The organism is Salinispirillum marinum, assembly GCF_042650105.1.
Taxonomy (GTDB): domain Bacteria; phylum Pseudomonadota; class Gammaproteobacteria; order Pseudomonadales; family Natronospirillaceae; genus Salinispirillum; species Salinispirillum marinum.
On record NZ_JBHSAL010000001.1, the window covers coordinates 250,494 to 272,436 of the forward strand.

The following is a 21,943-nucleotide window of genomic DNA, read 5'->3' on the forward strand; positions in this document are numbered from 1 at the left end:
CAGCTTCTCAGGTATTGATGTGACTTTTTATTCCCGTTTACAAGCCCGCTGGCAAGCCACCGACTCATTGGTCTGTGTGGGGTTAGACCCGCAACCCGAGCTGTTTCCGGCGCAATTTTCCACCGAAGCGCAGCCCATCCTGGCGTTCAACAAAGCTATTATTGATGCGACGCATGATCTGGTCTGTGCCTTTAAACCGCAGATCGCGCATTACGCGGCCGTGGGCGCCGAAGACCAACTGCAAGCTACGATGGATTACATTCGCGCCGAGTACCCTGACATTCCAATCATCTTGGACAGCAAGCGCGGCGACATTGGCTCCACCGCGACCATGTATGCCTTGGAAGCCTTTGAGCGTTATCAAGCTGATGCGGTCACCATCAACCCCTATATGGGCTGGGATACCATCGAACCCTTCGCGCGATACACCGATAAGGGCGTTATCGTACTGTGTCGCACCTCCAATGGTTCCGCCAGTGAACTGCAGAACCTGGCATTAGCCTCGGGTAAAACCTTGTTTGCCCGCGTCGCCCAGCAGGCGGCCCAAGTCTGGAATACACACAAAAACCTTGCCTTGGTCGTAGGCGCTACCGCACCGGCCGAGCTGGCCGAAGTGCGCGCTCTGATCGGTGATATGCCCATTTTGGTGCCCGGTTTGGGTGCTCAGGGTGGCGATACTGAAGCCGTAATGAAAGCCGGATTGGACAGCCAAGGGGCGGGACTGATCATCAATTCATCACGTGGCGTTCTGTACGCCAGCAAAGGAACCGATTTCGCTGAAGCGGCACGTGCGGAAACCCTCAAATTGCGTGATCTGGCCAACCGGTATCGCTCATGATGCGTCTTGCGAGTGCGCTACTGCTGGCCCTTTGTGCCACGTTCGGAGCGGCTGCGGTGCAGGTCACGGATGATGCAAACAATGTCGTTACGCTAGATCAGCCAGCAAAAAGGGTCATCAGCCTGCTACCACACGCCACGGAACTGTTGTTCGACATTGGGGCGGGGCCGGCACTGGTTGGCGTCGATGAATACAGTAACTATCCGGCAGCAGCACAAGATATTCCCCGCGTTGGGGACTACTTTGCCCTCAATCTTGAAGTCATACTCGCCTTGCAACCCGACCTCATTATCGCTTGGCCGAATGGCAACTCTGCTGCGCAGTTGGAACGGCTCGCCGCGTTCAATATACCAGTCTATTTGAGTGACCCGCAAAACGTCGGAATGATCGTTGAAAACCTGCGCGATTTGGGCCGTCTGACCGACCAAAGCGACCGGGCCGAACAAGTCGCCATGGGCTTCGAGGACGCCATGAAAGACTTGCAGCGCCGTTTTAGTGACCGCGAACCGGTTCGGGTATTCTATCAAGTCTGGCACGACCCCATTTTCACCATCAGCGGCGACAACTTCATCGGCGAACTGATCACCTACTGTGGCGGTGTGAATGTATTTGCTGATGCCCCTGTACTTGCCCCGCAAGTCGGCCGCGAAAGCGTACTGGCCGCGAACCCTGAAGTCATTCTAGGCGGAGGCTCCGACGGCACCGGCTTGGACATCTGGCGCACGGTTACAGACCTGAGTGCGGTGCGCCAAGGCCACCTCTATACCCTGAACACCGGTCATCTTTCCCGCCCTACCTTAGGCTTGGTGACAGGCGGCGAAGCCTTATGCACAACCATTGACCGGGCACGTGCCCAATAATTGATGCCTGTCTCGGATCCGGTCAGTATTTTCTCACTTTGGGCTTGCCCTTCATGCTCGGCCCTCTATACTGATCTAGAAAACAACACTCTACGGAGGATAGCGAATGTCAAAATTGGGTCGTATTTTAGTAGCTGGTTTATTAGCAGGCGTGATGGCCACCAGTGTTCAAGCAGTTGAGTATTGGACGGGTGGTGTAGGTATTGAGTCACGCGCCCAGGCACCTGAACAAAATACCTATGTTGAGTTCTTCAACATTGAAGGGAATTATCTAGCGGAAATCTGGTTCACGCTGAGTGACCGCGAGGGTAACATACTCGCTGAAGGCCTCACTGATGGCCCTTGGGTCGTCATGAATCTCCCTAACGGCACGTATCGCATTCGCGGCGAGCGCTTGGAGAATGCTGAGATGCAGGCCGCTTGGTTTACAGTTACCGGTAGCCAGCGTCAAATCGTCGGCTTGAAGTACCAGTCTGAATAAGGGGTATTTCCGTCCTTGTTGATGCTAATAACCCGCCTTTCGGCGGGTTATTTTTGTCTGACAGATTCTGACCGTTAAGCTCAAACGCAGCGCACGCCTGTGCCTTTCAAACCACAGTACCCGTTCGGATTTTTGTGTAAATACTGCTGATGGTAAGTCTCAGCATAGTAAAACGGCACGGCCTGCCGTATCTCGGTCGTGATTTCACCTTTGCCTGCCGCCGTTAATGCCTGTTGGTATCGCCTTGCACTTTCCTGAGCCAAAGTTTCTTGTGCCGAGCTATGGACATAGATGGCCGACCGATATTGCGAACCGATGTCATTGCCTTGCCGCATGCCTTGTGTTGGGTCATGCGCCTCCCAGAACACTTGCAACAAGGTTTCCAAGCGGACTACCGAAGGATCGTAAACCACCAACACGACTTCCGTATGCGCCGTGCGCCCGGTGCAGGTTTCTTCATAGGTCGGGTTAGGCGTATACCCGCCGGCATAACCCACTGCAGTAGTGTGGACACCCGGTATTGTCCAAAACAGCCGTTCAGCGCCCCAAAAACAGCCTAAACCCAAAATCACATGGTCCAAATGTTCCGGGAACGGGCCAACGATGGGCCGTCCGTGTACCGCATGCTGCGCCGCAACGCTCAAGGGCGTCGAACGCCCCGGTAAAGCTTCGGCTGCTGATGCGGGCATGCTGGTTTTCGAAAAAAGACCCATATATCCTCCGTATGAACGATCAAAGTTGCTGCTTTGCAGTACCCTGTCTATAGTGTGTACAACCGCTTCGACAGCGGTGACCAAAACTACGTTGAGACTTGAACGATGGATGATAACCGCCGCTTCACACGCCTGCCACTTGAAGCTCGTGCCTGCTTGGTGCTACCCAGCGTTACCCTTGATGGTGAAGTGCATGACATCAGTTTAAAAGGTGCATTGTTTCTCGCCCTGAGTGACGACCTGCCGGACAACTGCCGAGGCACAGAAGGCACATTGAACATCGAACTCAATGACAACGATCTTATGCTTACTATGCATGTCCGCGTGGCCTATGTCGATGGACATCACGCCGGGCTGGCGCTCACCACCGTCGGTATCGACAGTGCATCGCACCTGCGTCGCTTAGTAGAACTCAATTTGGGTAACGAAGAATTGTTGGAACGCGAACTCGCATTATTGTGGGATAACCGCTGAACGAAACGTATTCAATCTCCTGACACGACTTACCTTGGCGCTTGCCTGTTAATTCCCGTAAAATTCCCTCATCACTATTATAAGCCAGCGCTCTCCGGACGCGCTCAGCAGGAGTCAATATGCCTACGTACCGTTCCTACACCACCACTCAAGGTCGCAACATGGCGGGTGCCCGAGCACTCTGGCGCGCCACCGGCATGAAAGATGGAGATTTTCAGAAACCCATCATTGCCGTCGTGAACTCTTTCACGCAGTTTGTACCGGGCCACGTCCACCTGAAGGATATGGGCCAACTGGTAGCCCGCGAAATTGAAGCCGCAGGCGGTGTAGCGAAAGAATTCAATACCATCGCCGTGGATGACGGTATCGCCATGGGTCACGACGGTATGCTGTACAGCCTCCCAAGCCGTGACCTAATCGCCGATTCGGTGGAGTACATGGTGAATGCCCACTGCGCTGATGCCATGGTCTGCATTTCCAACTGCGACAAAATCACACCCGGAATGCTGATGGCCGCCATGCGCGTCAATATCCCCGTCATCTTCGTTTCCGGCGGACCGATGGAAGCCGGTAAAACCAAGTTAATTGACCACGGCCTGGACTTGGTGGACGCCATGGTGATGGCCGCTGATGACAGCGTTGACGATGAAACCGTTGCGGAAATCGAACGCTCGGCATGTCCAACCTGTGGCTCCTGCTCCGGTATGTTCACCGCCAACTCGATGAACTGTCTGACCGAAGCTATTGGTCTCAGCTTGCCCGGCAATGGCACCGTCGTGGCGACGCACGCCGACCGAGAGCGCCTGTTCAAAGAAGCCGGCCACCGTATCGTTGAGATCACCAAACGTCACTACGAGCAGGACGACTACAGCGTATTACCGCGCAGCATCGGCAGTAAAAAAGCCTTTGAAAACGCCATGATGCTCGACATCGCCATGGGTGGCTCTACGAACACTATTCTGCACCTGTTAGCCATCGCGCTGGAAGCCGAAACCGATTTTACCCTGCAGGATATGGATCGCTTGTCGCGCTACATACCGCAATTATGTAAAGTCGCCCCGAACACGCAGAAGTACCACATTGAAGACGTACACCGTGCCGGTGGCATCATGGGCATATTAGGCGAACTGGCGCGTGCTGGTTTGCTGCACACAGACGTGCCGACCGTGCATAGCGCCACCATGGCGGAGGCCTTAGCCGCTTACGACATCATGCAAACGCAAGACAGTGCCATAAAAGAGTTTTACCGTGCCGGCCCGGGTGGCGTTCGGACTCAAGTCGCGTTTAGCCAAGCAGCGCGCTGGCCAACCCTGGATGGTGACCGCGCAAATGGCTGCATCCGTGACCTTGAACACGCCTATTCGAAAGAAGGTGGCTTGGCTGTCTTGTTCGGCAACATAGCCGAAGATGGTTGTGTCGTCAAAACGGCGGGTGTTGACGAATCCATTCACGTCTTTGAAGGCAAAGCCAAAATCTTTGAAAGCCAGGACTCTGCCGTTAAGGGCATCCTTGCCGACGAAGTAAAAGAAGGCGATGTGGTTATTATTCGCTATGAAGGCCCGAAAGGAGGCCCTGGTATGCAGGAAATGCTATATCCCACAAGTTACCTGAAATCCAAGGGTTTAGGCAAAGCCTGCGCCCTGTTGACTGATGGTCGATTCTCCGGTGGCACGTCGGGCCTATCCATTGGCCATGCTTCGCCTGAGGCGGCAGCGGGTGGTGCCATCGCCTTGATCGAAGACGGCGACACGATTCTGATCGACATCCCGAATCGCAGCATTAACTTGCAAATCAGCGATGCACAAATGGCTGAACGCCGCGCTGCTATGGAAGCCAAAGGCAAAGACGCCTGGAAGCCAGCGGAACAGCGTGTGCGCAAATTGACGGCTGCACTGAAAGCCTATGCGCTGCTTGCCACCAGTGCCGACAAAGGTGCGGTGCGCGATCTGAGTAAACTCGACTAAACCCATGTCTGCAGGGCGACCAAGCTTCCGGGCTGGTCGCCGCAGCGTGTTTCGCTTATGCTCCCAGCCGGGCAGCACCCTCTGAAACGTGTCGAGAACCCCATGCCCTATCGCCGCTACATTACTATCAGCGTTGTAATACTGATGCTGTGGCCTGCTCTGGGTTGGCTTTGGCTGCATCAGCACGGTGACCGCATTGCCGGGAATACTGAGGCTTGGTTCAGCGACCACATGACACAACACCTAGGCTCTGCATGGCAAAGCACGGAGTTTGAGTATCAACCCGGCATTCTCCCTCGCCTGAGTGTCCAAAATGCCAGCTTTCTTCTGCATGGCACAACCGAGCCCCTTTCCTTGGCCAACGCAATACTGCGTCCGCGCTGGTATAGCCCATGGGTGTTCCGGTGGTTGCCTCAGCGACTCGACATTCATCAAGCCAGCCTGCTGCTGCCTATAGCCCAGGACAGCCAATTGACCGAAGCGGCACTTTGGGCCTTAATGGATCAACTGCCGACGCTGCAACCATTTTTCCAGGCGCTGCCCAATTTGGATGTGCAGCAATTTAAACTCACCCTGTATGACCCCGCCACCGTTGATGTGGTCGATGTCACCATTCAAGCTCTTCTGCGCCGCACTCAAGGCCAGGACTATACCCTAAGCCTCGTGGCCGACCTGCAAGGTGACGGTTGGGTGGACCATGGATTCGGGGAGATTCAGTCTGAATGGCAATTGCTACCCGCCGAGTTCAGCGCGGGCTCGTCCGCCACCGCGTCGATCAATATTCAACGGTTAAACGCTCAGCTTGAAGTACATTCGTCCACCCGTACCTATGGCATCTACCGTTGGGACACCTTTATCGAGCAGTTCAAAGGGAACCTACAGACTCGAACGTTCACGGCCAAGGAGTTTGCCACCAGTCAAGGTGCCACTGAAGGTCGTGATCCCACCGTACCGCACGAAATAGGCGAGCGCGCGGTCTGGCAGGGCATGACCGGCGGTGCACACCCGCAAGACTGGTCCGCTGAAATTCTGCGCCGTGCCCATGTCGTCCGCCCCCAATCGACATGGGTAACAGACCTGATATGGACCCTGCAGTACGAACAATGGTCCAACACACCTGAAGCCAATCAATCCGTTGGGCGCACCGAGGTTGGATGGCAGGTTACAGTGAATCATCCCCTGCTATCGCGCGTGTTGGTGCAACTGCATACGCCAGCGCACAGCGACCGTTTAAGCGCTGTGCCCACACTGACCCGGTGGCAGGCTGACGGCGCCAATGTCGCCATTGACATCACGACACCACAGCGAAATTACGTACTGCGCGGGCAGGCCAATGCATTGAGTGATCTCGATCAACATCAATTGCAATTGCACAACCTCGCGCTGGAAGAAGTGGCAGGACAGGATGCCTACTGGCTATACGGCCACCTAAACGCCATACCAGAGGGCCTGAGCATGGACGACTTGATTGGGCCAGAGCGTGGTATTCAAGCAAATCCATTCGTGGCCTTTTCCACGTGGGCCAACTGCATCGATCCGGCAGAGTCCGTTATAGTGATCCAGATTCTTCGTTGCGCCGAGCAACACCGCGCCACATTGAATGCAACGTCATGGGAACAGGCTTCATGAAACAACCAAGCTCGTCATGGCATGCGCCCGAACCCTTTCAACAACGGGTTTTGACTTGGTACGACCAACACGGACGCAAGCACCTGCCCTGGCAACAAGAGCGTTCGGCCTATCGCGTTTGGGTATCGGAAATCATGCTGCAACAGACGCAAGTCAGCACCGTCATCCCCTATTTCGAACGCTTTATGGATCGTTTTCCCACCGTCAACGATCTAGCCTCGGCGCCCGTAGACGCCGTTTTGCATCTCTGGACAGGACTCGGCTATTATGCCCGCGCCCGTAATTTACACGCCTGTGCACGCACGGTCGTGAACGAACATGGCGGAGAATTCCCATCGAATATTGAAGCCCTGATCAGCCTGCCGGGTATTGGCCGCTCTACCGCGGGTGCGATTGCCAGTATGGCTTTTCATGTTCGTGCCCCGATTCTGGACGGCAACGTCAAACGGGTACTGGCGCGCCTTCATGCCGTCGAAGGCTGGCCAGGCAGCACTCAAACGCAAAATCTATTGTGGCAAATAGCCGACCACTATACGCCAACTGAACGAGTGCGAGACTACACACAGGTGATGATGGACCTGGGCGCTACACTCTGCACGCGCAACAAACCAAAGTGCCCACAATGCCCTGTACAAGACCTCTGCGCTGCCCATGCTCTAGGCACGCCCACCGAATGGCCACACCGCAAACCCAAGGTTGAAAAGCCCATAAAAGCAGCCTGGTTACTTATGTTGCAGTTGCCCGATCAGCGCTGCTACCTCACACAGCGTCCACCTACTGGGCTTTGGGGCGGACTATGGTGCTTTCCCGAATTCAGCACCAGCAACGCGCTAGATGACTGGCTTGTGCGACAGGGTTATGCGCCCGAACAGCGCGAAGACTGGAACACTTTTCGCCACACGTTTAGCCATTTTCATCTGGACATCACACCCGTGCATCTGCGAATCTCAAAAACCGTAAGTGTTCAAGAACAGGGCCAATGGGTCCAACCGCTCTTGGACGAAGCCTTGGGGCTGGCTGCGCCCACCAAACGACTACTGGAAAAGCTGTGCCTTTAGTGCGCGCGGATTGCGCGCTGTGCTTATAGAGCCCGCAGAGACCAGCCTCCGGCCAAACAAATATCCTTAGGAGGCCAGCCCTCTGGCCGAACCACAACCATAGGACATCACCATGACGACCGTATTCTGCAAAAAATATCAAAAAGAACTGCCTGCCTTAGCGAAAGCGCCGTTTCCAGGCCCCAAAGGGCAAGAAATCCTCGCTAACGTATCGCAACAGGCATGGAGCGATTGGCAAGCGCACCAAACCCGCCTGATTAATGAAAAGCACCTCGTGATGACGGATCCGCAGTCGCGTCGCTATTTGATGGAACAAATGGATAAATTTTTAACGGGTGACGACTACGACCAAGCCGAAGGCTACGTGCCCGAATAGCGGACCCAAAACTCGCCGGAGAAACAATAACCCAGCCATTTTGCCTAAAAAAATCAGTAAGTTAGAAAGAAAGGGGTTGACGGCTCAGTGAAAAATCTTTTTAATACGCTCCGTCGCTAAGACATGCCCAGATAGCTCAGTCGGTAGAGCAGAGGACTGAAAATCCTCGTGTCGGTGGTTCGATTCCGCCTCTGGGCACCATTAAAACCAGCCAAGTGCTGGTTTTTTTGTGCCTGTGTCTCCCGTTACGTCCATGCGCTAAATCGGCAAGGCAAACAACCATAGCCACCAACCTATGGCTGGGATAACACTGAACAACAGCCACAACACACTGACTTGGCTGCGTGCCAGGCTCTTATCTGTACCGGGTTTTTGCCCACGCACCATGGCCTTGACGATGGGTTCGCGTAAAGCGAATTGGTGATACAACACCGCCGCGATGTGCGTCACAATCAACAGCATGATCAAGGGCGGCAACCTTGGGTGTAAGGTAGACGCCACATTCAACGCCCAATCGGGTGCATTCATGCTCAGCGGGCCGAACCAAAATACATCGTCGCTGTATAACAGACCACTCAACCCTTGTGCTAATAACACAGTCCACAGCAGTACAACCATGATCGAACCGGCAGGGTTATGCCCGAGATACGGCAGAGGTTCGCGCTTTATCATGGCCCTGCACTGCACATGCAAACCACGTAAAGAAAAGTTGAAGCCACTGAAACGGGCGTACGTGGTGCCCACCAAGGCCCAGAGCAACCGAAAAACCAGCAGAGCCGTTAAGGTATAGCCTGCATAAAAATGCAACCGCAGCAGCCCGGTGTTCACACTGACCATCAGTACAACAAAGGTAACCACCATGGCCCAATGCACCACACGCACCGGCAAATCCCATACGTTAACCATTGGCTGTTGCGTGTTCGACATTGCTCCGCTCTCCTTCAGACCCTGTTTCGTTCAGTTCTTTTTATCACCCTTCAACGGCACGTACGATCTTTGAACTGTCCATGGCCTTGGCGGCGCATTTCAGACAATGAACGCAGCACGGTACTGGCCGTTTGCGCGTCTTGATTGTTTACCGCAACCGACAGGGTTTCAAATTCATCAACCAGCCGTTGAATGGCACGTTGGTAGTTCGCGATATCATCTTCACTGGCGCCCGTGCGGAATCTAAAAGGTGTTTCTTGCTGTGCGCCTTGCGCGGCCGCTAACATTTCCGTCACCAGCGGTTGGGCTTGGTTGAAATCGTTACTGCGGATGGCTTGCGAAACAGGCCGCAGGTTTTCCGCCAAGGTTTGCATGTGGCCATACAGTTCCGTATCCGAGCAAACTTGGGCTTGGGCACCTGCAACCAACCCTACGCTAAACAACGAAGACAGCACAACTTTACGTATCATCGAATTTTTACGTGCCATGGAAATTTTCCTTATCGAATGTAATTCCGGTAGTCTACGCAGGAAATGCGCAGTCAGTTGGCAATTTGCGTAAAGTAAATGAAACTTTTTGCGGCTTCACCACTGACGAGTTTAGCGCATTGAATGCTATGCTTATTCGCATGCTTATAGCCACTTAGCGGAATTCTCATGACCATGGCAATCACAGAACACGAACGCCTAGCACTGGCTACCGCGACTGCGCAAACACGCTTTGATCATTGTTTGTCGCAAGCGATTTCCAGCGCTACGGTCTGGACACTGCGCGGTGATGATGGGGGCGTTTTAATGTCTTCCGAAGGTCACAGCTGTGTGCCTATCTGGCCCGATGCAGAATTCGCCGCCGAGTATGCTGAGGAAGACTGGGCCGACTGCGCGCCCTATGCCATTCCGCTGAACGCTTGGATGGACCGCTGGCTGCCCGGCCTGCAAAAAGATGGACTGCGAGTGGTGGTGTTTCCCGATGCCGCAGAAGAAGGCATTGTTATTGCGCCAAAAGATCTCAAAAAGTCCCTGCAAGCACTGCAACAAGAGTAACGACACCGTGTGCGAATTATTGGGCATGAGTGCCAATGTCCCGACCGATATGTGTTTTAGTTTTACCGGACTTACCCGCCGTGGGGGAGCGACCGGCCCACATAAAGACGGTTGGGGCGTCGCTTTCTATGAAGGCGCGGGGGTGAAAACGTTTCACGAGTCGTTGGCCAGTGCTGATTCGCGCATCGCCGAGATTGTAAAATCGCATCCGATGAAGACCACGGTAGGCATTTGCCATATTCGACAGGCCAATGTCGGGGATGTGTGTTTAGCCAATACCCATCCGTTTATACGTGAGCTTTGGGGCCAGTATTGGACGTTCGCCCACAATGGGCAATTGCAGAATTTCACCCCCGATGCAGGCATGTATGAGCCGGTCGGCACCACCGACAGCGAGAGCATTTTTTGTGACCTGCTGAATCGTTTGCGATCCGATCACCACCGCGAACTTTCCGATGACGAACTGGTTGGCTTCCTGGTCGAGCACAGCGCTGCCTATGCCCAACAAGGGGTGTTTAATTTACTGCTCAGTAATGGCGACTGGCTGTTTTCCTTCTGTACCACCAAAATGGCTGCCATTACACGACGGGCACCTTTTGGACCTGCACGACTACGCGATGACGAAATGGTGGTGGATTTCGGCCAGGAAACCACACCGAACGATGTGGTCAGCGTGATAGTAACCGAGCCCCTCACCAGCGATGAAGTGTGGGATATTTATCAACCTGGAGAATGGCGATTTTGGCGTGCCGGCGAAGCCGTTCGTCGCGGCCGAAAGGATGTACCTATCAAGCCGCATCCGACAAACCAAGGAATATAACATCAAGGAAAGTGTTCCACAGTTGGACATGACTGTCGCAACCATGGGACAGGACACTGTTTATGCGCCATTGACCAGAGATTGCGTCCTTTAGCTCATAAGAGTATTCAACCTTTCCCAACATCCAACTAGACTCCACTGCGATAAACCGTATGATCGCACGCTTGCAGTATCCTGAGAGGCGCATCCATGACCATCTGGAACCAACGCTACGCCACGGAAGAATATGCATACGGTAAGGAACCCAATGATTTTTTACGTCGCACGGCCGACGACATTCCACCCGGGCAAATTCTCTGTTTAGCTGAAGGAGAAGGGCGCAATGCGGTGTACCTTGCGCAACAAGGCTGGAAAGTTACGGCGGTAGACATTTCTGAAGTTGGCTTGGCCAAAGCACAACGGCTGGCGGCTGAACGGGGCGTGAGCATTGAAACCATTCACGCGGATCTGGCCGATTTTCCCATTGAGCCCAACCGTTGGGGCGCCATTGTAAGTATATTCTGTCACTTGCCCGCCGACATTCGCATTCCTCTGCATCAACGTGTTGTGGCTGGCTTAAAACCCGGCGGCACGTTAGTGTTTGAAGCCTACCATCCGCGCCAGGTAGAACTTGGCACCGGCGGCCCCAGTGACCCTGCCCTACTCGCGGATCTGAGCACATTGCGCCAAGAGTTTCGTGGCTTGAACTTACAATTGATGCAAGAGATGGAACGGCCCATTCAGGAAGGTACGCTGCATCGTGGTGATAGTGCCGTGGTGCAAATCCTTGGCTTTAAACCGCATTAATTTACCCGCTCGGCACATTTTTCTGCTTTTCCGCATGTAAAGAGCGCCTAACGTACTGACGTAGGGCGCTTTACAGGCTATCTTTACCCGCATTACTGTCTATGAATCTTGGTTAAGGACACCCATGGTCGTCTTGAAGTCTTCTCTTGTTGTCTTGGCGAGCGCTGTATTGTTGATCGGATGTTCTTCAGGTCCAACGCCTTCAACAGAACCCGAACGTGCGACCATTGCGCCAACCCGAGCGCAGATGGAAAGTACGGTGCAGGAACAACTGAACCTCATGCTGGTGGCCTTTGCGCCCGTTGCAGGGCAAATTCTTCCGAACGAAAAGGTTTTGAGCTTTTATCAGCGCCGGGAATTTCAACCTTTGTGGCTGCAGGAACAGCAGATCAACCCCGCTTTGCTAGAATTAATTCGTCAGTTAGCCGCCGCGGATATGCAGGGCCTGAACCCACTGCACTATCATTTACCGGCCTTGCGGGACTACGTGCAAATTGACAGCCCGACACTGCAACAACTGGCCGAGCTGGATGTGCTGGCCACCACCGCCCTGCAAAGTTACGCCCGTGACCTCAATATCGGGCGCTTTGATCCGCGCACCATTGACCCGAACTGGCAGTTGGACGCCCCCAGCGATGCTTGGCAAAACTTACTCGAGCTGCCCGATGCCGCCGCCATGGTTGCCGAGTTGCCCAACTTGGCCCCGAATCATGCGGACTATCAAATCCTGCAGCGCTGGTATGTATATTATCGGGACCTCGCCAAACGGGAAGATGAAATCGTTGTGCCGCGCGGCAACCTGTTACTGCGGGGTGAGCGCAGCCCACGCGTGGCATTATTGCGTGCCCGCTTGATTCAATTGGGTGACTTACGTCCAGCAGCGCGTCGTGCCGAGAATGATGTGTACGATGAAGAAGTTGAACAAGCCGTCATGAACTTTCAGCGTCGGCATCAACTTGTGCCCGATGGGCGCACCGGCAGCCAGACCTTGGCCGCCATGAACGTACCGGCGTGGGAGCGCGCCGAACAGATTCGTTACAACTTGGAGCGCTGGCGCTGGTTACCTTCCACACTGGAAAATGATCGTATCTGGGTCGATCTAGCCGATTATCAAGTGCATATATTCCTCGACGGCCAACACACCAGCATGCGGGCCGTGATTGGTCAGCCGGACCGAAAAACGCCGGTATTTCGCGGCAACATGACCTATTTCGAAGTTAATCCGACATGGCGCGTACCGCACCGTTTAGCGGTGGAAATGATCCTTCCTATTGTCCAAATGGACCCCAGTTACTTACGTCGCAACAACTATCGGGTCTATAACGGTTGGCACTCGGGTGCGTTAGAAGTAGACCCTTCATCCGTCGATTGGCGCAACCTTGACCACACCACCATGCGCTACCGGTTTGAGCAACAGCCAGATGAGGGCAACGCCATGGGGCAATATAAGTTCATGTTCCCCAATCGTAATGCCATCTATTTGCACGATACGCCAGAACAACGTCATTTCGCCCTGCGCGAACGGGCTTACAGTGCCGGTTGTGTGCGCATTGAAGACCCCGATTTACTGGCAGACTTACTGGTCGGTACTGGGCGAAATCAGCGTCATCTCGCCAATGCACGAAATACCGAAGACACCTCGGTCATTGGCTTGGATGTTTCGGTACCTATTTACTTGGTTTATTTCACCGTAGCGCCCGATGCCACCGGCATGCCTACCTTCCGTGACGATGTTTATGATCGCGATGTCTTAATGCGGGAAGCCATGGGCAACCTGTGACTCGACGAGATCTTGACAAAAATGACCTTGACCTTCCATTAGGAGGAGGGTTTATTGTTGCGCTCTAGCCGTTTGTACTTGAGCTGTTAACATGCACCATAACAATCGTCGATTAAAGCGCTTTGTATCAACCCTGCTCGTGTTGGTCATTGCCGTCGTTGGTCCGGTGCAAGGTGCCGCTCATACCAGCATGATGGCCAGCCAATATCTGGCCGGCATCCATCATCCCGCATCTCCCAATACTGACGCCTCCGCTTCGGTGCTTCACCAGCATAAAGCAGCACATCATCCCGCCATTACCCCGTTAACAGAACACACACACCATGATAGCCCTTGTGCTGAACTCTGCGTGCAGGCATCCCTTATACCCAAGACAAACATTGCGCCTGACGTGCGCACCACAACAACCGCGCTTAGCATAACCGCAGGCGTTCCCTTGAGGCTCGCGGAGCCCGCCGTACCACCACCCCGAAACCTGTTCTAAAGATCATCCAAAGCGTTCACAGACGATGAAATTGCATCGCTTTGAGTGCTATGCACGACATCAACATCTTATGCTGTTGCAGTTCATCCACTATCGAATGGTGTTTTATTGCAACGGCGCACCGAACAGGATTAGGATCATGAATATCACGTTGACAAAGAAACGAACCCTTGGCGCCGCACTTACACTGTCGGCCATGGTTTTCACCGGCTGTGCCCAGCCAAACCACAATGATCATGCAATGGGTGCGTCGGGTCACTCGACGACGATGCAGGGGCACGGACAGCACGACATGATGAATCACGACAGGATGCAGAGCCATCATTCCATGACCGCAATGCACGGCATGACTCAAGATCATGACACACATGCCTTCGCACAAGACAATCAACGCATGATGCAAGACATGCACAATATGGTCATGACGGGGGATGTCGATTACGATTTTGTTCGAGGCATGATTCCGCACCACCAAGGTGCCATCGATATGGCGCAAACGCTTCTCAAGCAAGGTACGGACACAGAATTACTGGCCTTGGCAGAGGAGATTATTGTTGCCCAGCGGGCAGAGATTGCCGACATGGAAGCTTGGCTTACGGCCTATGGTGAACCCCGAATCGGCGAGCAAGCTGCCGATATTCGCGCTGGCTACGAACAGGCCAATGACCGAATGATGCGCGAAATGGCCATCACGCCGAGCGGTGATGTGAACCGCGACTTTGTCGTGGGTATGATCCCTCATCACGAAGCGGCCATTGAGATGGCTAATATACTGTTGCGCTACAGTGATGACCGTGCGCTGCGCACTCTGGCCGAGACCATTATTCGGGAACAAGAACGCGAAATACAGTTCATGCGTACCTGGCTTGCACGATAAATGAATTAATTCTTTAATCCAGTCTGGGCCTGAGCGAGCACATTGACCATGGTTAACTCGGGCCTATTATATTTGCTGACTGGCAACGTCTCGATCGGAGGTAAACCGAAATGATGCTATCTAAATACGTTAACAAACAGAGCCTCATCGGCTCTGCCGCTGCCGTCGTTGTTCTCGCTGGGGCGAGCGTTTTATTTTACCCGGCACAACGCTCTATCGGGGCCGACACCACCAAAGAAATGAGCATTAACGCCCTGTCAGAGCAACTTCCTGCCCGTCAGGTCACTATGTTCAGCGACCCCAACTGTGGTTGCTGTGGCAGTTGGGCTGAACACTTGGTAGCGCATGGTTACGAGGTCACCGTCACACATACCGATGCCTTGAACGAAGTCAAAGATGCGCACGGCATACCGCACAGTATGCGATCTTGCCACACGGCCCTGATCGACGGCTTGGTTGTTGAAGGGCATGTACCCGTGACGGCCATTGAGAAGTTACTGACCAACCCAATGCCCTTCGGTGAGAACACCGTTGGCATCTCAGTACCGGGCATGCCGCTGGGTTCACCCGGCATGGAAATGGGTCGATATCAGGATTTCGACGCGGTGGCCTTTACCGTAGAAGGCAATACGGCTGTGGTAGGCGAATATCGTTTTTAACTTCGCCTACCTACGCGGCTCAACGCTGCTGAAAATAGGTGTCGGCAATTGCGACATGAACCCGGTTAAATCCGATCTGCATGTTATCAACAAAGGCATGCAGGTCCTGTGGTTCATGGGCCAGTTGGTACACGCGTGCAGTGATGAGGGCATCCCGCATGTCGGCCAGTTCATGTTCCACCGTTTCACTGCGTGCTAAGGGCTGCAAGGCATCGGATAGCGCGCCCAAACTGCACGCAACGGCCCGAGGAAATTGCGTATCCTGTAAAAGGAACCGCAATACATCCGGGCCCTTGACGCGCAAGCGCACATGTTGGCGATACATCTGATAACCCGTGAGTGACTTCAACACACTCATCCATTGCAGGTTTTCAAAGGGCGTCAGTTCTTCTGGGGTTTTCGGTAACAGGTTCGCGGAACGCGCATCAATGATTCGGGTCGTCATGTCGGCACGTTCCAGTTGCCGCCCTAAAGACAAAAAGGTTTTTACCCGCGTATTGCTCAACGTGCCCTCAATTAATCCAATCACGGCCTGAATGCTGCGAATAACGCGCTGCAAGAACGCATCACGATTGCGCGGCGTTATGCCTTTTTCCACTCGATCACGCGTGCTCAAATAAAGCTGGTTCACTTCTTCCCAGATTTCACGGGGCATAATATCCCGCGTAGTGCGCAAATTTTCCCGCGCATACGCCAACGATGACAAAATCGAACTCGGAAAAGTCAGGTCTCCACATAAAAAGCTCAACACGTTTTGTTCGGTGCTTTTTTTGTAGCGCTCGGCAAAGGCGTCTTCACCTTCCAGAATCACCACCAAGGAATCCCAATCCACTTTTTCGGCACTGGGAAAGTCCAACAACAGATGACCATTAACGCTGATCAAACGGGCAGTATCTTCAGCGCGCTCTAAATAGCGGGCCAGCCAATAGAGGTTTTCTGCGACTCTCGACAACATAATTACAGCCCTCGTCCATCAACAATCCACGTATCTTTACTGCCACCACCTTGTGAGGAGTTGACCACCAATGAACCCTTGGTGAGTGCCACGCGGGTTAAGCCGCCCGTTGTGACATAGGCTTGCGGTCCCGACAAAATAAAAGGCCGTAAATCGACATGTCGAGGCTCCATGACCCCATCAAACAACGTCGGTGCGGTCGACAAGGCCAACGTTGGCTGGGCCATGTAATTGCGGGGATCACGCTTAATGCGCTCGGCAAAATCCGCACGTTCTTCCGCGGTAGCATAGGGACCGATCAACATGCCGTAACCACCGGACTCGTTAGCAGGTTTCACCACCAGCTTGTCTAAATTCGTCAGCACATAATTACGGTCTTTTTCTCGCATGCACAGATAACTGGGCACATTGGGCAACAGGGCCTCTTCACCCAAATAGTATTTGATGATTTCCGGCACGAAGGCGTAAACCACCTTGTCGTCGGCGACACCCGCTCCCGGTGCATTCACTAAGGCAACGTTACCGTTACGCCATGCCCGCATGAGTCCCGCGGCGCCTAACTGAGATTCCGGGTTAAAGGCTTCAGGGTCGAGGAACAAATCATCAACCCGACGATAAATCACATCCACACGCTGCAAACCATCGACCGTACGCATGTACACACAGTCGTCTTCCTGCACCACCAGATCCGACCCTTCGACCAGAGCCACCCCCATTTGCTGAGCCAGATAAGAGTGTTCAAAATACGCCGAGTTAAAGATACCAGGGGTCAAAACAACAATTTCTGGGTCATCCCCCGGTCGCGGCGACATCGACACCAACATGTCATAGAGGTGTGCACAGTAGTCATCCACCGGCTCAATACGCCCAGTCGCAAACATCTCCGGCAGAATACGCTTGGTGACGTTGCGGTTTTCCAACATGTAAGACACCCCGGAAGGAACCCGCAAGTTATCTTCCAGTACATAGAGCGTGCCGTCTTTGTCACGTACTAGGTCAGAACCACAAATGTGCGCCCAGGTTCGGTGCGGCGGACTGATACCGACACATTGCGGACGAAAGTTCACCGATTGCGCCAGCACTTCAGCCGGGAACACACCCTCTTTAATGATGCGCTGGTCATGATACAAATCATCGATGAACAAATTTAGGGCATGCACGCGCTGCTTTAGCCCCTTTTCGGTGCGCAACCATTCTTGTTTTTCGATGATCCGGGGGACTATATCAAACGGCCAAGTTCGCTCAATGGTGGCGTGTTCGGAATAAACGGTAAAAGTTATACCCATGACTTGAATGGCAACATCCGCAGCCCGTTTCAGCTCGTTTAAGTCTTCGGTGGTTAATCCGGACAAGTAACGGCACAACGTATCAGCGGCAGCATGCGGAACGCCGGGGGCGCGCATCAATTCATCATAAAAGCCGTTGGTCGCGTATGCTTTCCAATTCAGTTCACTCATTCTTCAGCACTCCATGGTTCTCTCTTATTACCGCCTGCCTTGTCGATACTCTAGCAGGTGATGCGGCACGCTGGCTTTCTTTCGTCTTTATTTAGCCATACCGTAGCAATAGCTGTACCATCTAAGCATCAACACCTTCGGTGGCACAAGGCTTGCTGCAAAACGCAAGAACATAACCACGTTTTCGCTTGTCACCCATGCTGTCGATTGTGGACAATCTCACCTTGATCTTAACGCAGGAACGTCTAATAAGATGCCTAAAAGTTCCCTCACGTCAGAAGAACTGCGGCAACTCTTGCACGAATACCAGGTGCCGGACGACTGCCACAACGAATTGTTTAGCCCCGATGGTCATCTGCGCAGCGGTTGGTCTTGGGTTATGGATGATATTGCGGACATTGGCTTGGATGGTCTGGCCCAGCAAGCGGACGAAGCACAGCACTTGCTGCATGAGAACGGTGCAACCTTTAATGTCCACAAAGACGAGCCGCAACGCATACGTTCTTGGGCTCTAGACCCTATTCCTTACATCATCGCCACCGAAGAGTGGGCCGAATTAGAGCAAGGTCTGGCGCAACGCAGCCGCTTGCTGGAAGCGCTGGTCGATGACTTATATGGGCCGCGCCGGGTCATCGAAGAGGGCCTCCTGCCCGCCGAATTGGTTTTTAGCCATCCGTCCTTTCTTTTTTCGGCGGTGGGCGATGCACTGACCGCGGAACAAAGGCCAATGCTGATTCTGCATGGCATGGATGTGGTACGAGATGCAGCTGGCGCGTGGCGCATTCTATCCGACTTGGTGCAAGCGCCCACCGGCTCCGGCTATGCCCTGGAAAACCGGATTATTCTTGCCCGTGCTCTGCCCCGGCTGTATCGCGAGGCTCCGCTCTGTCGCCTTGCCGGTTTCCTACAAATTCAACATCGCACCCTCCTGGAACTGGCGCAAACCCCGCGTGAAGAACCCAACATCGTTTTATTAACCCCAGGCCCCGGCAGTGCGGGTTACTTCGAACACGCCTGGCTGGCAAATTATATGAATTTCTCCCTGGTCGAGGGCGGAGACCTCGTTGTCCGTGACGGTCAAGTCGCCATGCGCTCCTTGGGGGGGTTAAAACGCGTTGACGTGATTGTCCGGCATATTACCGATCCTTGGTGTGATCCACTGGAACTGCGCGGCGATTCCCTGCTTGGCGTGCCTGGCCTTATGCAGGCAGCGCGGCGAGGTGAAGTAGAAATTGCAAATACCTTAGGGGTTGGCGTGTTGGAACACCCGGCTTTGGCTGGCTTTCTGCCATCATTGTGTGAATTTCTCTTGCAAGAGCCCCTGTTGCTGCGCGGCAAAGATACGCGCTGGTGTGGGGACGACCAACAATGTCAGGACGTGACACGTCAGCTTTCCGACTGGCAAATACAGCACGTGCATGAGCCACAAAACGTCATCGACCCCCGACAGATGGACAGCACTGAGCGCGCGAAGTTAAACCAGGAACTGTGCGAGAACGGTCACTTATATACTGCCAGCAAGGCGCTTCAGCCCAGCATGGCCCCGTGTTTCAACCGCGCCAATGCCACGATCGAAGCACATGCTGTCTATCTGCGTTTTTTTACCCTGACGGATCCGGAAGACATGCGCAAGCCTGCTCTGGAACGCGCCTTCCGCGTGATGCCAGGGGGTTTGGCTTGGGTATCGGACCACGCGGAGACACTCATTGACAGTGACCTCGTCAAGGACATTTGGGTACTGGCACCGGTGCCACAACCACACATCAGCATGTTACAGCACGCTCATAAGCCTATTATTGCCACCCGCGACGGAGAGGACTTACCGACCCGTGTTGCCGAAAGCTTATTCTGGATGGGACGCTACGGTGAGCGCCTGGATAACCGTGCTCGCTTGCTGCGTGAATCGTTAACCCACTTGCTGGAATATGGTCAACGCAACTTAGCTGAATCCGTCATTTCCGACCTTTTCGTTGCCTTGCGAATCAACCTTCAGGACGTGCATAACCTGCAAAGTATGGAAAGCCGAAAAAGCCCAAAAGCGATGGTCGGCAAAACCAATCCGCAGTTTTTATTGATGCGCAAGCAGTTGCTTGCTTTGTTGAGTGAAGAAGCACCCGACAATTTGCCGTGGTTGTTCTCCTTATTGTTGCGTAACGGTCGTGCGGCACGCGCCCACCTCGGTGACGACGCGTGGCGTACTCTAAACACCTTGCGGCAAAAGCTGGAAGAACAAACACGTAGCCCCGGTGCGACCAGTGCACGGCGCAGCCTCGAAGAAGTGATCACTTACTTGGCGGCATTTTTTGGCCTGTGCAACGAAACCATGCCACACCATTACGGCTGGCGTTTTATGGACATCGGACGGTTTATTGATCGCTTGCAATCCACGTTAGATCTGCTGCGCTTGGCGCTGGTGTCTTCCACCCGCCCCGGCATACCGCTCTGGGAGGTCGTATTGGCCAGTACCGATAACCTCACCGCCTATCGGCGACGCTATCGGTCTCAGCTGTATCCTATTGCCATTCTGGACTTGTTGTTATTCGATGAGACTAACCCACGGTCCGTTGGCTATATGCTCAAGCGATTGGGACGGCAAATTGAACGTTTGCCCAATCAGACCGGCACACCCTTTCGCAGCCGTGAAGCGCGACTGGTCATTGAGGCGACCAGCCGATTGCATTTGGTAGCACCGGAGAGCCTGAGTGAGCTCGATCACTCAGAGGAAGCGCTCGCCGTACTGGCACAACTGCTAACCGACTTAATGGAGCCCATTTCCGCCTTGTCCGACGCCATATCACACAGCCATTTCAGCCATGCCGAAACCCCCCGGCAACTGGTAAACGTGCAGGGGGGAGTGTAATGCGCTATCGCCTTCGCCACACCACACGCTACGAGTATTCCAGCGCCGTAACCCTAAGCCACAATGAAGCGCGCCTCAAAGTGCGTGAATTACCCTGGCAACATGGCGAACACGCCGCTTTTGATATCGAACCCACCGCAACCCGTCTACATGAGCGGCATGATTTCTTTGGCAATCATGTGTTGTATTTTGCGATTCAAGATGTTCACGACGCCATGGCCGTCACCGCCACCAGCGAAGTAGTAACCGATGCGACGCAACTCCCGCAGTTCAATTATACGCAGAGCTGGGAACACGCGGTGCAGCAACTGCGCAGCACTGCACTGCAACACAGTCCGGATACCTATGAAGCACGCCTCTTTACCATGAACTCCAATTATATAAAACGTAGCAGGGACTTGGCGGCATTTGCGCGGCGCTCCTTTACCCCACATCGGCCACTGACCGAAGCACTATTGGATCTGAACGCCCGTATATTCCACGAATTTACCTACGACCCCGAATTCAGTTCCTTAGCTACGCCCATCACCGAAGTGATGGCAAGTAAGCGGGGGGTCTGTCAGGATTTTGCCCACCTCGCCATTGGTGCCCTGCGCTCCATCGGTCTCGCCGCTCGTTACGTTAGCGGGTACCTAGAAACCGACCCACCACCGGGACAAACCAAGCTGATCGGCGCAGACGCTAGCCATGCTTGGCTTTCGGTCTGGATACCCGACGCCGGGTGGATGGACATTGATCCCACCAACGGCGGGGTGCTAACAGAACGTTACTTAACGCTCGGCTGGGGGCGCGACTATGCCGATGTACCACCGCTCAAAGGGGTTATGAGCGGTGGTGGTAATCACAGCCTGCATGTAGAAGTGGACGTACTTCCGATCTAAAGATCGGCAAATCTCATCCAG

The 21,943-nt window shown here is 53.9% G+C and carries 22 protein-coding genes and 1 tRNA gene; 18 read left to right on the plus strand and 5 right to left on the minus strand.

Features of this window, described 5'->3' with window-relative positions; genetic code table 11:
• Positions 1–19: 19 nt before the first annotated feature.
• The 3 genes from pyrF (at position 20) to ACFOSD_RS01305 (ending at position 2,179) form a co-directional block, all read left to right on the plus strand.
• Positions 20–838, plus strand: a complete 819-nt coding sequence (pyrF, locus tag ACFOSD_RS01295; RefSeq protein ID WP_380694433.1) for an orotidine-5'-phosphate decarboxylase — start codon at positions 20–22, stop codon at positions 836–838.
• Positions 835–1,698 carry a cobalamin-binding protein gene (locus tag ACFOSD_RS01300; RefSeq protein WP_380694431.1) on the plus strand — a complete coding sequence of 288 codons (864 nt, stop codon included), beginning with the start codon at positions 835–837 and terminating at the stop codon, positions 1,696–1,698. Before pyrF ends, ACFOSD_RS01300 begins: the two co-directional genes overlap by 4 nt.
• Positions 1,699–1,804: 106 nt before the next feature.
• Positions 1,805–2,179, plus strand: a complete 375-nt coding sequence (locus ACFOSD_RS01305) for a hypothetical protein (RefSeq protein WP_380694429.1) — start codon at positions 1,805–1,807, stop codon at positions 2,177–2,179.
• Between the two features lie 80 nt (positions 2,180–2,259).
• Here ACFOSD_RS01305 and msrA read toward each other — a convergent pair whose 3' ends face one another.
• Positions 2,260–2,868, minus strand: coding sequence for a peptide-methionine (S)-S-oxide reductase MsrA (gene msrA, locus ACFOSD_RS01310; protein WP_449329083.1), 609 nt, complete (start codon positions 2,866–2,868; stop codon positions 2,260–2,262).
• A gap of 129 nt (positions 2,869–2,997) precedes the next feature.
• On the opposite strand from msrA, the gene ACFOSD_RS01315 reads away from it, so the two are divergent.
• The 6 genes from ACFOSD_RS01315 to ACFOSD_RS01340 all read left to right on the plus strand — a co-directional run bounded on the left by ACFOSD_RS01315 (position 2,998) and on the right by ACFOSD_RS01340 (position 8,594).
• Positions 2,998–3,366, plus strand: a complete 369-nt coding sequence (locus ACFOSD_RS01315) for a PilZ domain-containing protein (protein WP_380694425.1) — start codon at positions 2,998–3,000, stop codon at positions 3,364–3,366.
• Between the two features lie 119 nt (positions 3,367–3,485).
• Positions 3,486–5,330: a dihydroxy-acid dehydratase gene (gene ilvD, locus ACFOSD_RS01320; RefSeq protein ID WP_380694423.1), complete on the plus strand. Its 1,845-nt coding sequence runs from the start codon at positions 3,486–3,488 to the stop codon at positions 5,328–5,330.
• A gap of 102 nt (positions 5,331–5,432) precedes the next feature.
• Complete coding sequence (locus ACFOSD_RS01325; protein ID WP_380694421.1) at positions 5,433–6,959, plus strand: hypothetical protein; 1,527 nt, start codon at positions 5,433–5,435, stop codon at positions 6,957–6,959.
• Positions 6,956–8,017 carry an A/G-specific adenine glycosylase gene (gene mutY, locus ACFOSD_RS01330; protein ID WP_380694419.1) on the plus strand — a complete coding sequence of 354 codons (1,062 nt, stop codon included), beginning with the start codon at positions 6,956–6,958 and terminating at the stop codon, positions 8,015–8,017. The genes ACFOSD_RS01325 and mutY overlap by 4 nt, the downstream gene beginning before the upstream one ends.
• A 112-nt stretch (positions 8,018–8,129) precedes the next feature.
• On the plus strand, positions 8,130–8,393 hold the full coding sequence (locus ACFOSD_RS01335) for an oxidative damage protection protein (RefSeq protein ID WP_380694417.1): 264 nt from the start codon (positions 8,130–8,132) through the stop codon (positions 8,391–8,393).
• A 125-nt stretch (positions 8,394–8,518) separates the two neighbouring features.
• Positions 8,519–8,594: transfer RNA gene (locus ACFOSD_RS01340), tRNA-Phe, on the plus strand.
• A 57-nt stretch (positions 8,595–8,651) separates the two neighbouring features.
• Here ACFOSD_RS01340 and ACFOSD_RS01345 read toward each other — a convergent pair.
• Positions 8,652–9,320, minus strand: coding sequence for a cytochrome b/b6 domain-containing protein (locus ACFOSD_RS01345; protein ID WP_380694415.1), 669 nt, complete (start codon positions 9,318–9,320; stop codon positions 8,652–8,654).
• A 50-nt stretch (positions 9,321–9,370) separates the two neighbouring features.
• On the minus strand, positions 9,371–9,808 hold the full coding sequence (locus tag ACFOSD_RS01350; protein ID WP_380694413.1) for a cytochrome b562: 438 nt from the start codon (positions 9,806–9,808) through the stop codon (positions 9,371–9,373).
• A gap of 168 nt (positions 9,809–9,976) precedes the next feature.
• Here ACFOSD_RS01350 and ACFOSD_RS01355 point away from each other — a divergent pair, with 168 nt between their 5' ends.
• The 7 genes from ACFOSD_RS01355 to ACFOSD_RS01385 all read left to right on the plus strand — a co-directional run bounded on the left by ACFOSD_RS01355 (position 9,977) and on the right by ACFOSD_RS01385 (position 15,769).
• A complete protein-coding gene (locus ACFOSD_RS01355) occupies positions 9,977–10,363 on the plus strand; it encodes a DUF2750 domain-containing protein (RefSeq protein ID WP_380694411.1) in 387 nt (128 codons plus the stop codon).
• 7 nt (positions 10,364–10,370) lie between these two features.
• Positions 10,371–11,183 (plus strand): class II glutamine amidotransferase, encoded by an 813-nt coding sequence (locus ACFOSD_RS01360; RefSeq protein ID WP_380694409.1) that lies wholly within the window; start codon positions 10,371–10,373, stop codon positions 11,181–11,183.
• A 189-nt stretch (positions 11,184–11,372) separates the two neighbouring features.
• Positions 11,373–11,969: an SAM-dependent methyltransferase gene (locus tag ACFOSD_RS01365; protein WP_380694407.1), complete on the plus strand. Its 597-nt coding sequence runs from the start codon at positions 11,373–11,375 to the stop codon at positions 11,967–11,969.
• Positions 11,970–12,093: 124 nt separating this feature from the next.
• Positions 12,094–13,749 carry a L,D-transpeptidase family protein gene (locus ACFOSD_RS01370; protein ID WP_380694405.1) on the plus strand — a complete coding sequence of 552 codons (1,656 nt, stop codon included), beginning with the start codon at positions 12,094–12,096 and terminating at the stop codon, positions 13,747–13,749.
• Between the two features lie 91 nt (positions 13,750–13,840).
• Positions 13,841–14,233 (plus strand): hypothetical protein, encoded by a 393-nt coding sequence (locus ACFOSD_RS01375; RefSeq protein WP_380694403.1) that lies wholly within the window; start codon positions 13,841–13,843, stop codon positions 14,231–14,233.
• 139 nt (positions 14,234–14,372) lie between these two features.
• Entirely contained in the window at positions 14,373–15,110 is a 738-nt protein-coding gene (gene copM / locus ACFOSD_RS01380) for a CopM family metallochaperone (RefSeq protein WP_380707509.1), read from the plus strand.
• 110 nt (positions 15,111–15,220) lie between these two features.
• Positions 15,221–15,769, plus strand: a complete 549-nt coding sequence (locus tag ACFOSD_RS01385) for a DUF411 domain-containing protein (protein WP_380694397.1) — start codon at positions 15,221–15,223, stop codon at positions 15,767–15,769.
• 19 nt (positions 15,770–15,788) lie between these two features.
• Here ACFOSD_RS01385 and ACFOSD_RS01390 read toward each other — a convergent pair whose 3' ends face one another.
• Positions 15,789–16,724 carry an alpha-E domain-containing protein gene (locus ACFOSD_RS01390; protein WP_380694395.1) on the minus strand — a complete coding sequence of 312 codons (936 nt, stop codon included), beginning with the start codon at positions 16,722–16,724 and terminating at the stop codon, positions 15,789–15,791.
• A 2-nt stretch (positions 16,725–16,726) separates the two neighbouring features.
• Positions 16,727–18,181: a circularly permuted type 2 ATP-grasp protein gene (locus tag ACFOSD_RS01395; protein ID WP_380694393.1), complete on the minus strand. Its 1,455-nt coding sequence runs from the start codon at positions 18,179–18,181 to the stop codon at positions 16,727–16,729.
• Between the two features lie 253 nt (positions 18,182–18,434).
• On the opposite strand from ACFOSD_RS01395, the gene ACFOSD_RS01400 reads away from it, so the two are divergent.
• Together ACFOSD_RS01400 and ACFOSD_RS01405 are read left to right on the plus strand one after the other, a co-directional pair.
• Positions 18,435–21,041, plus strand: a complete 2,607-nt coding sequence (locus ACFOSD_RS01400; protein WP_380694391.1) for a circularly permuted type 2 ATP-grasp protein — start codon at positions 18,435–18,437, stop codon at positions 21,039–21,041.
• Positions 21,041–21,922 carry a transglutaminase family protein gene (locus tag ACFOSD_RS01405; RefSeq protein ID WP_380694389.1) on the plus strand — a complete coding sequence of 294 codons (882 nt, stop codon included), beginning with the start codon at positions 21,041–21,043 and terminating at the stop codon, positions 21,920–21,922. Before ACFOSD_RS01400 ends, ACFOSD_RS01405 begins: the two co-directional genes overlap by 1 nt.
• Positions 21,923–21,943: the final 21 nt, after the last annotated feature.

What these genes read in the sequence shown, in the direction of transcription:
- ACFOSD_RS01300 (WP_380694431.1), top strand. Translation starts at nt 835, where the DNA reads ATGATGCGTCTTGCGAGTGCGCTACTGCTGGCCCTTTGTGCCACGTTC.
- ACFOSD_RS01305 (WP_380694429.1), top strand. Translation starts at nt 1,805, where the DNA reads ATGTCAAAATTGGGTCGTATTTTAGTAGCTGGTTTATTAGCAGGCGTG.
- msrA (WP_449329083.1), bottom strand. Translation starts at nt 2,868, where the DNA reads ATGCCCGCATCAGCAGCCGAAGCTTTACCGGGGCGTTCGACGCCCTTG.
- ACFOSD_RS01315 (WP_380694425.1), top strand. Translation starts at nt 2,998, where the DNA reads ATGGATGATAACCGCCGCTTCACACGCCTGCCACTTGAAGCTCGTGCC.
- ilvD (WP_380694423.1), top strand. Translation starts at nt 3,486, where the DNA reads ATGCCTACGTACCGTTCCTACACCACCACTCAAGGTCGCAACATGGCG.
- ACFOSD_RS01325 (WP_380694421.1), top strand. Translation starts at nt 5,433, where the DNA reads ATGCCCTATCGCCGCTACATTACTATCAGCGTTGTAATACTGATGCTG.
- mutY (WP_380694419.1), top strand. Translation starts at nt 6,956, where the DNA reads ATGAAACAACCAAGCTCGTCATGGCATGCGCCCGAACCCTTTCAACAA.
- ACFOSD_RS01335 (WP_380694417.1), top strand. Translation starts at nt 8,130, where the DNA reads ATGACGACCGTATTCTGCAAAAAATATCAAAAAGAACTGCCTGCCTTA.
- ACFOSD_RS01345 (WP_380694415.1), bottom strand. Translation starts at nt 9,320, where the DNA reads ATGTCGAACACGCAACAGCCAATGGTTAACGTATGGGATTTGCCGGTG.
- ACFOSD_RS01350 (WP_380694413.1), bottom strand. Translation starts at nt 9,808, where the DNA reads ATGGCACGTAAAAATTCGATGATACGTAAAGTTGTGCTGTCTTCGTTG.
- ACFOSD_RS01355 (WP_380694411.1), top strand. Translation starts at nt 9,977, where the DNA reads ATGACCATGGCAATCACAGAACACGAACGCCTAGCACTGGCTACCGCG.
- ACFOSD_RS01365 (WP_380694407.1), top strand. Translation starts at nt 11,373, where the DNA reads ATGACCATCTGGAACCAACGCTACGCCACGGAAGAATATGCATACGGT.
- ACFOSD_RS01370 (WP_380694405.1), top strand. Translation starts at nt 12,094, where the DNA reads ATGGTCGTCTTGAAGTCTTCTCTTGTTGTCTTGGCGAGCGCTGTATTG.
- ACFOSD_RS01375 (WP_380694403.1), top strand. Translation starts at nt 13,841, where the DNA reads ATGCACCATAACAATCGTCGATTAAAGCGCTTTGTATCAACCCTGCTC.
- copM (WP_380707509.1), top strand. Translation starts at nt 14,373, where the DNA reads ATGAATATCACGTTGACAAAGAAACGAACCCTTGGCGCCGCACTTACA.
- ACFOSD_RS01385 (WP_380694397.1), top strand. Translation starts at nt 15,221, where the DNA reads ATGATGCTATCTAAATACGTTAACAAACAGAGCCTCATCGGCTCTGCC.
- ACFOSD_RS01390 (WP_380694395.1), bottom strand. Translation starts at nt 16,724, where the DNA reads ATGTTGTCGAGAGTCGCAGAAAACCTCTATTGGCTGGCCCGCTATTTA.
- ACFOSD_RS01395 (WP_380694393.1), bottom strand. Translation starts at nt 18,181, where the DNA reads ATGAGTGAACTGAATTGGAAAGCATACGCGACCAACGGCTTTTATGAT.
- ACFOSD_RS01400 (WP_380694391.1), top strand. Translation starts at nt 18,435, where the DNA reads ATGCCTAAAAGTTCCCTCACGTCAGAAGAACTGCGGCAACTCTTGCAC.
- ACFOSD_RS01405 (WP_380694389.1), top strand. Translation starts at nt 21,041, where the DNA reads ATGCGCTATCGCCTTCGCCACACCACACGCTACGAGTATTCCAGCGCC.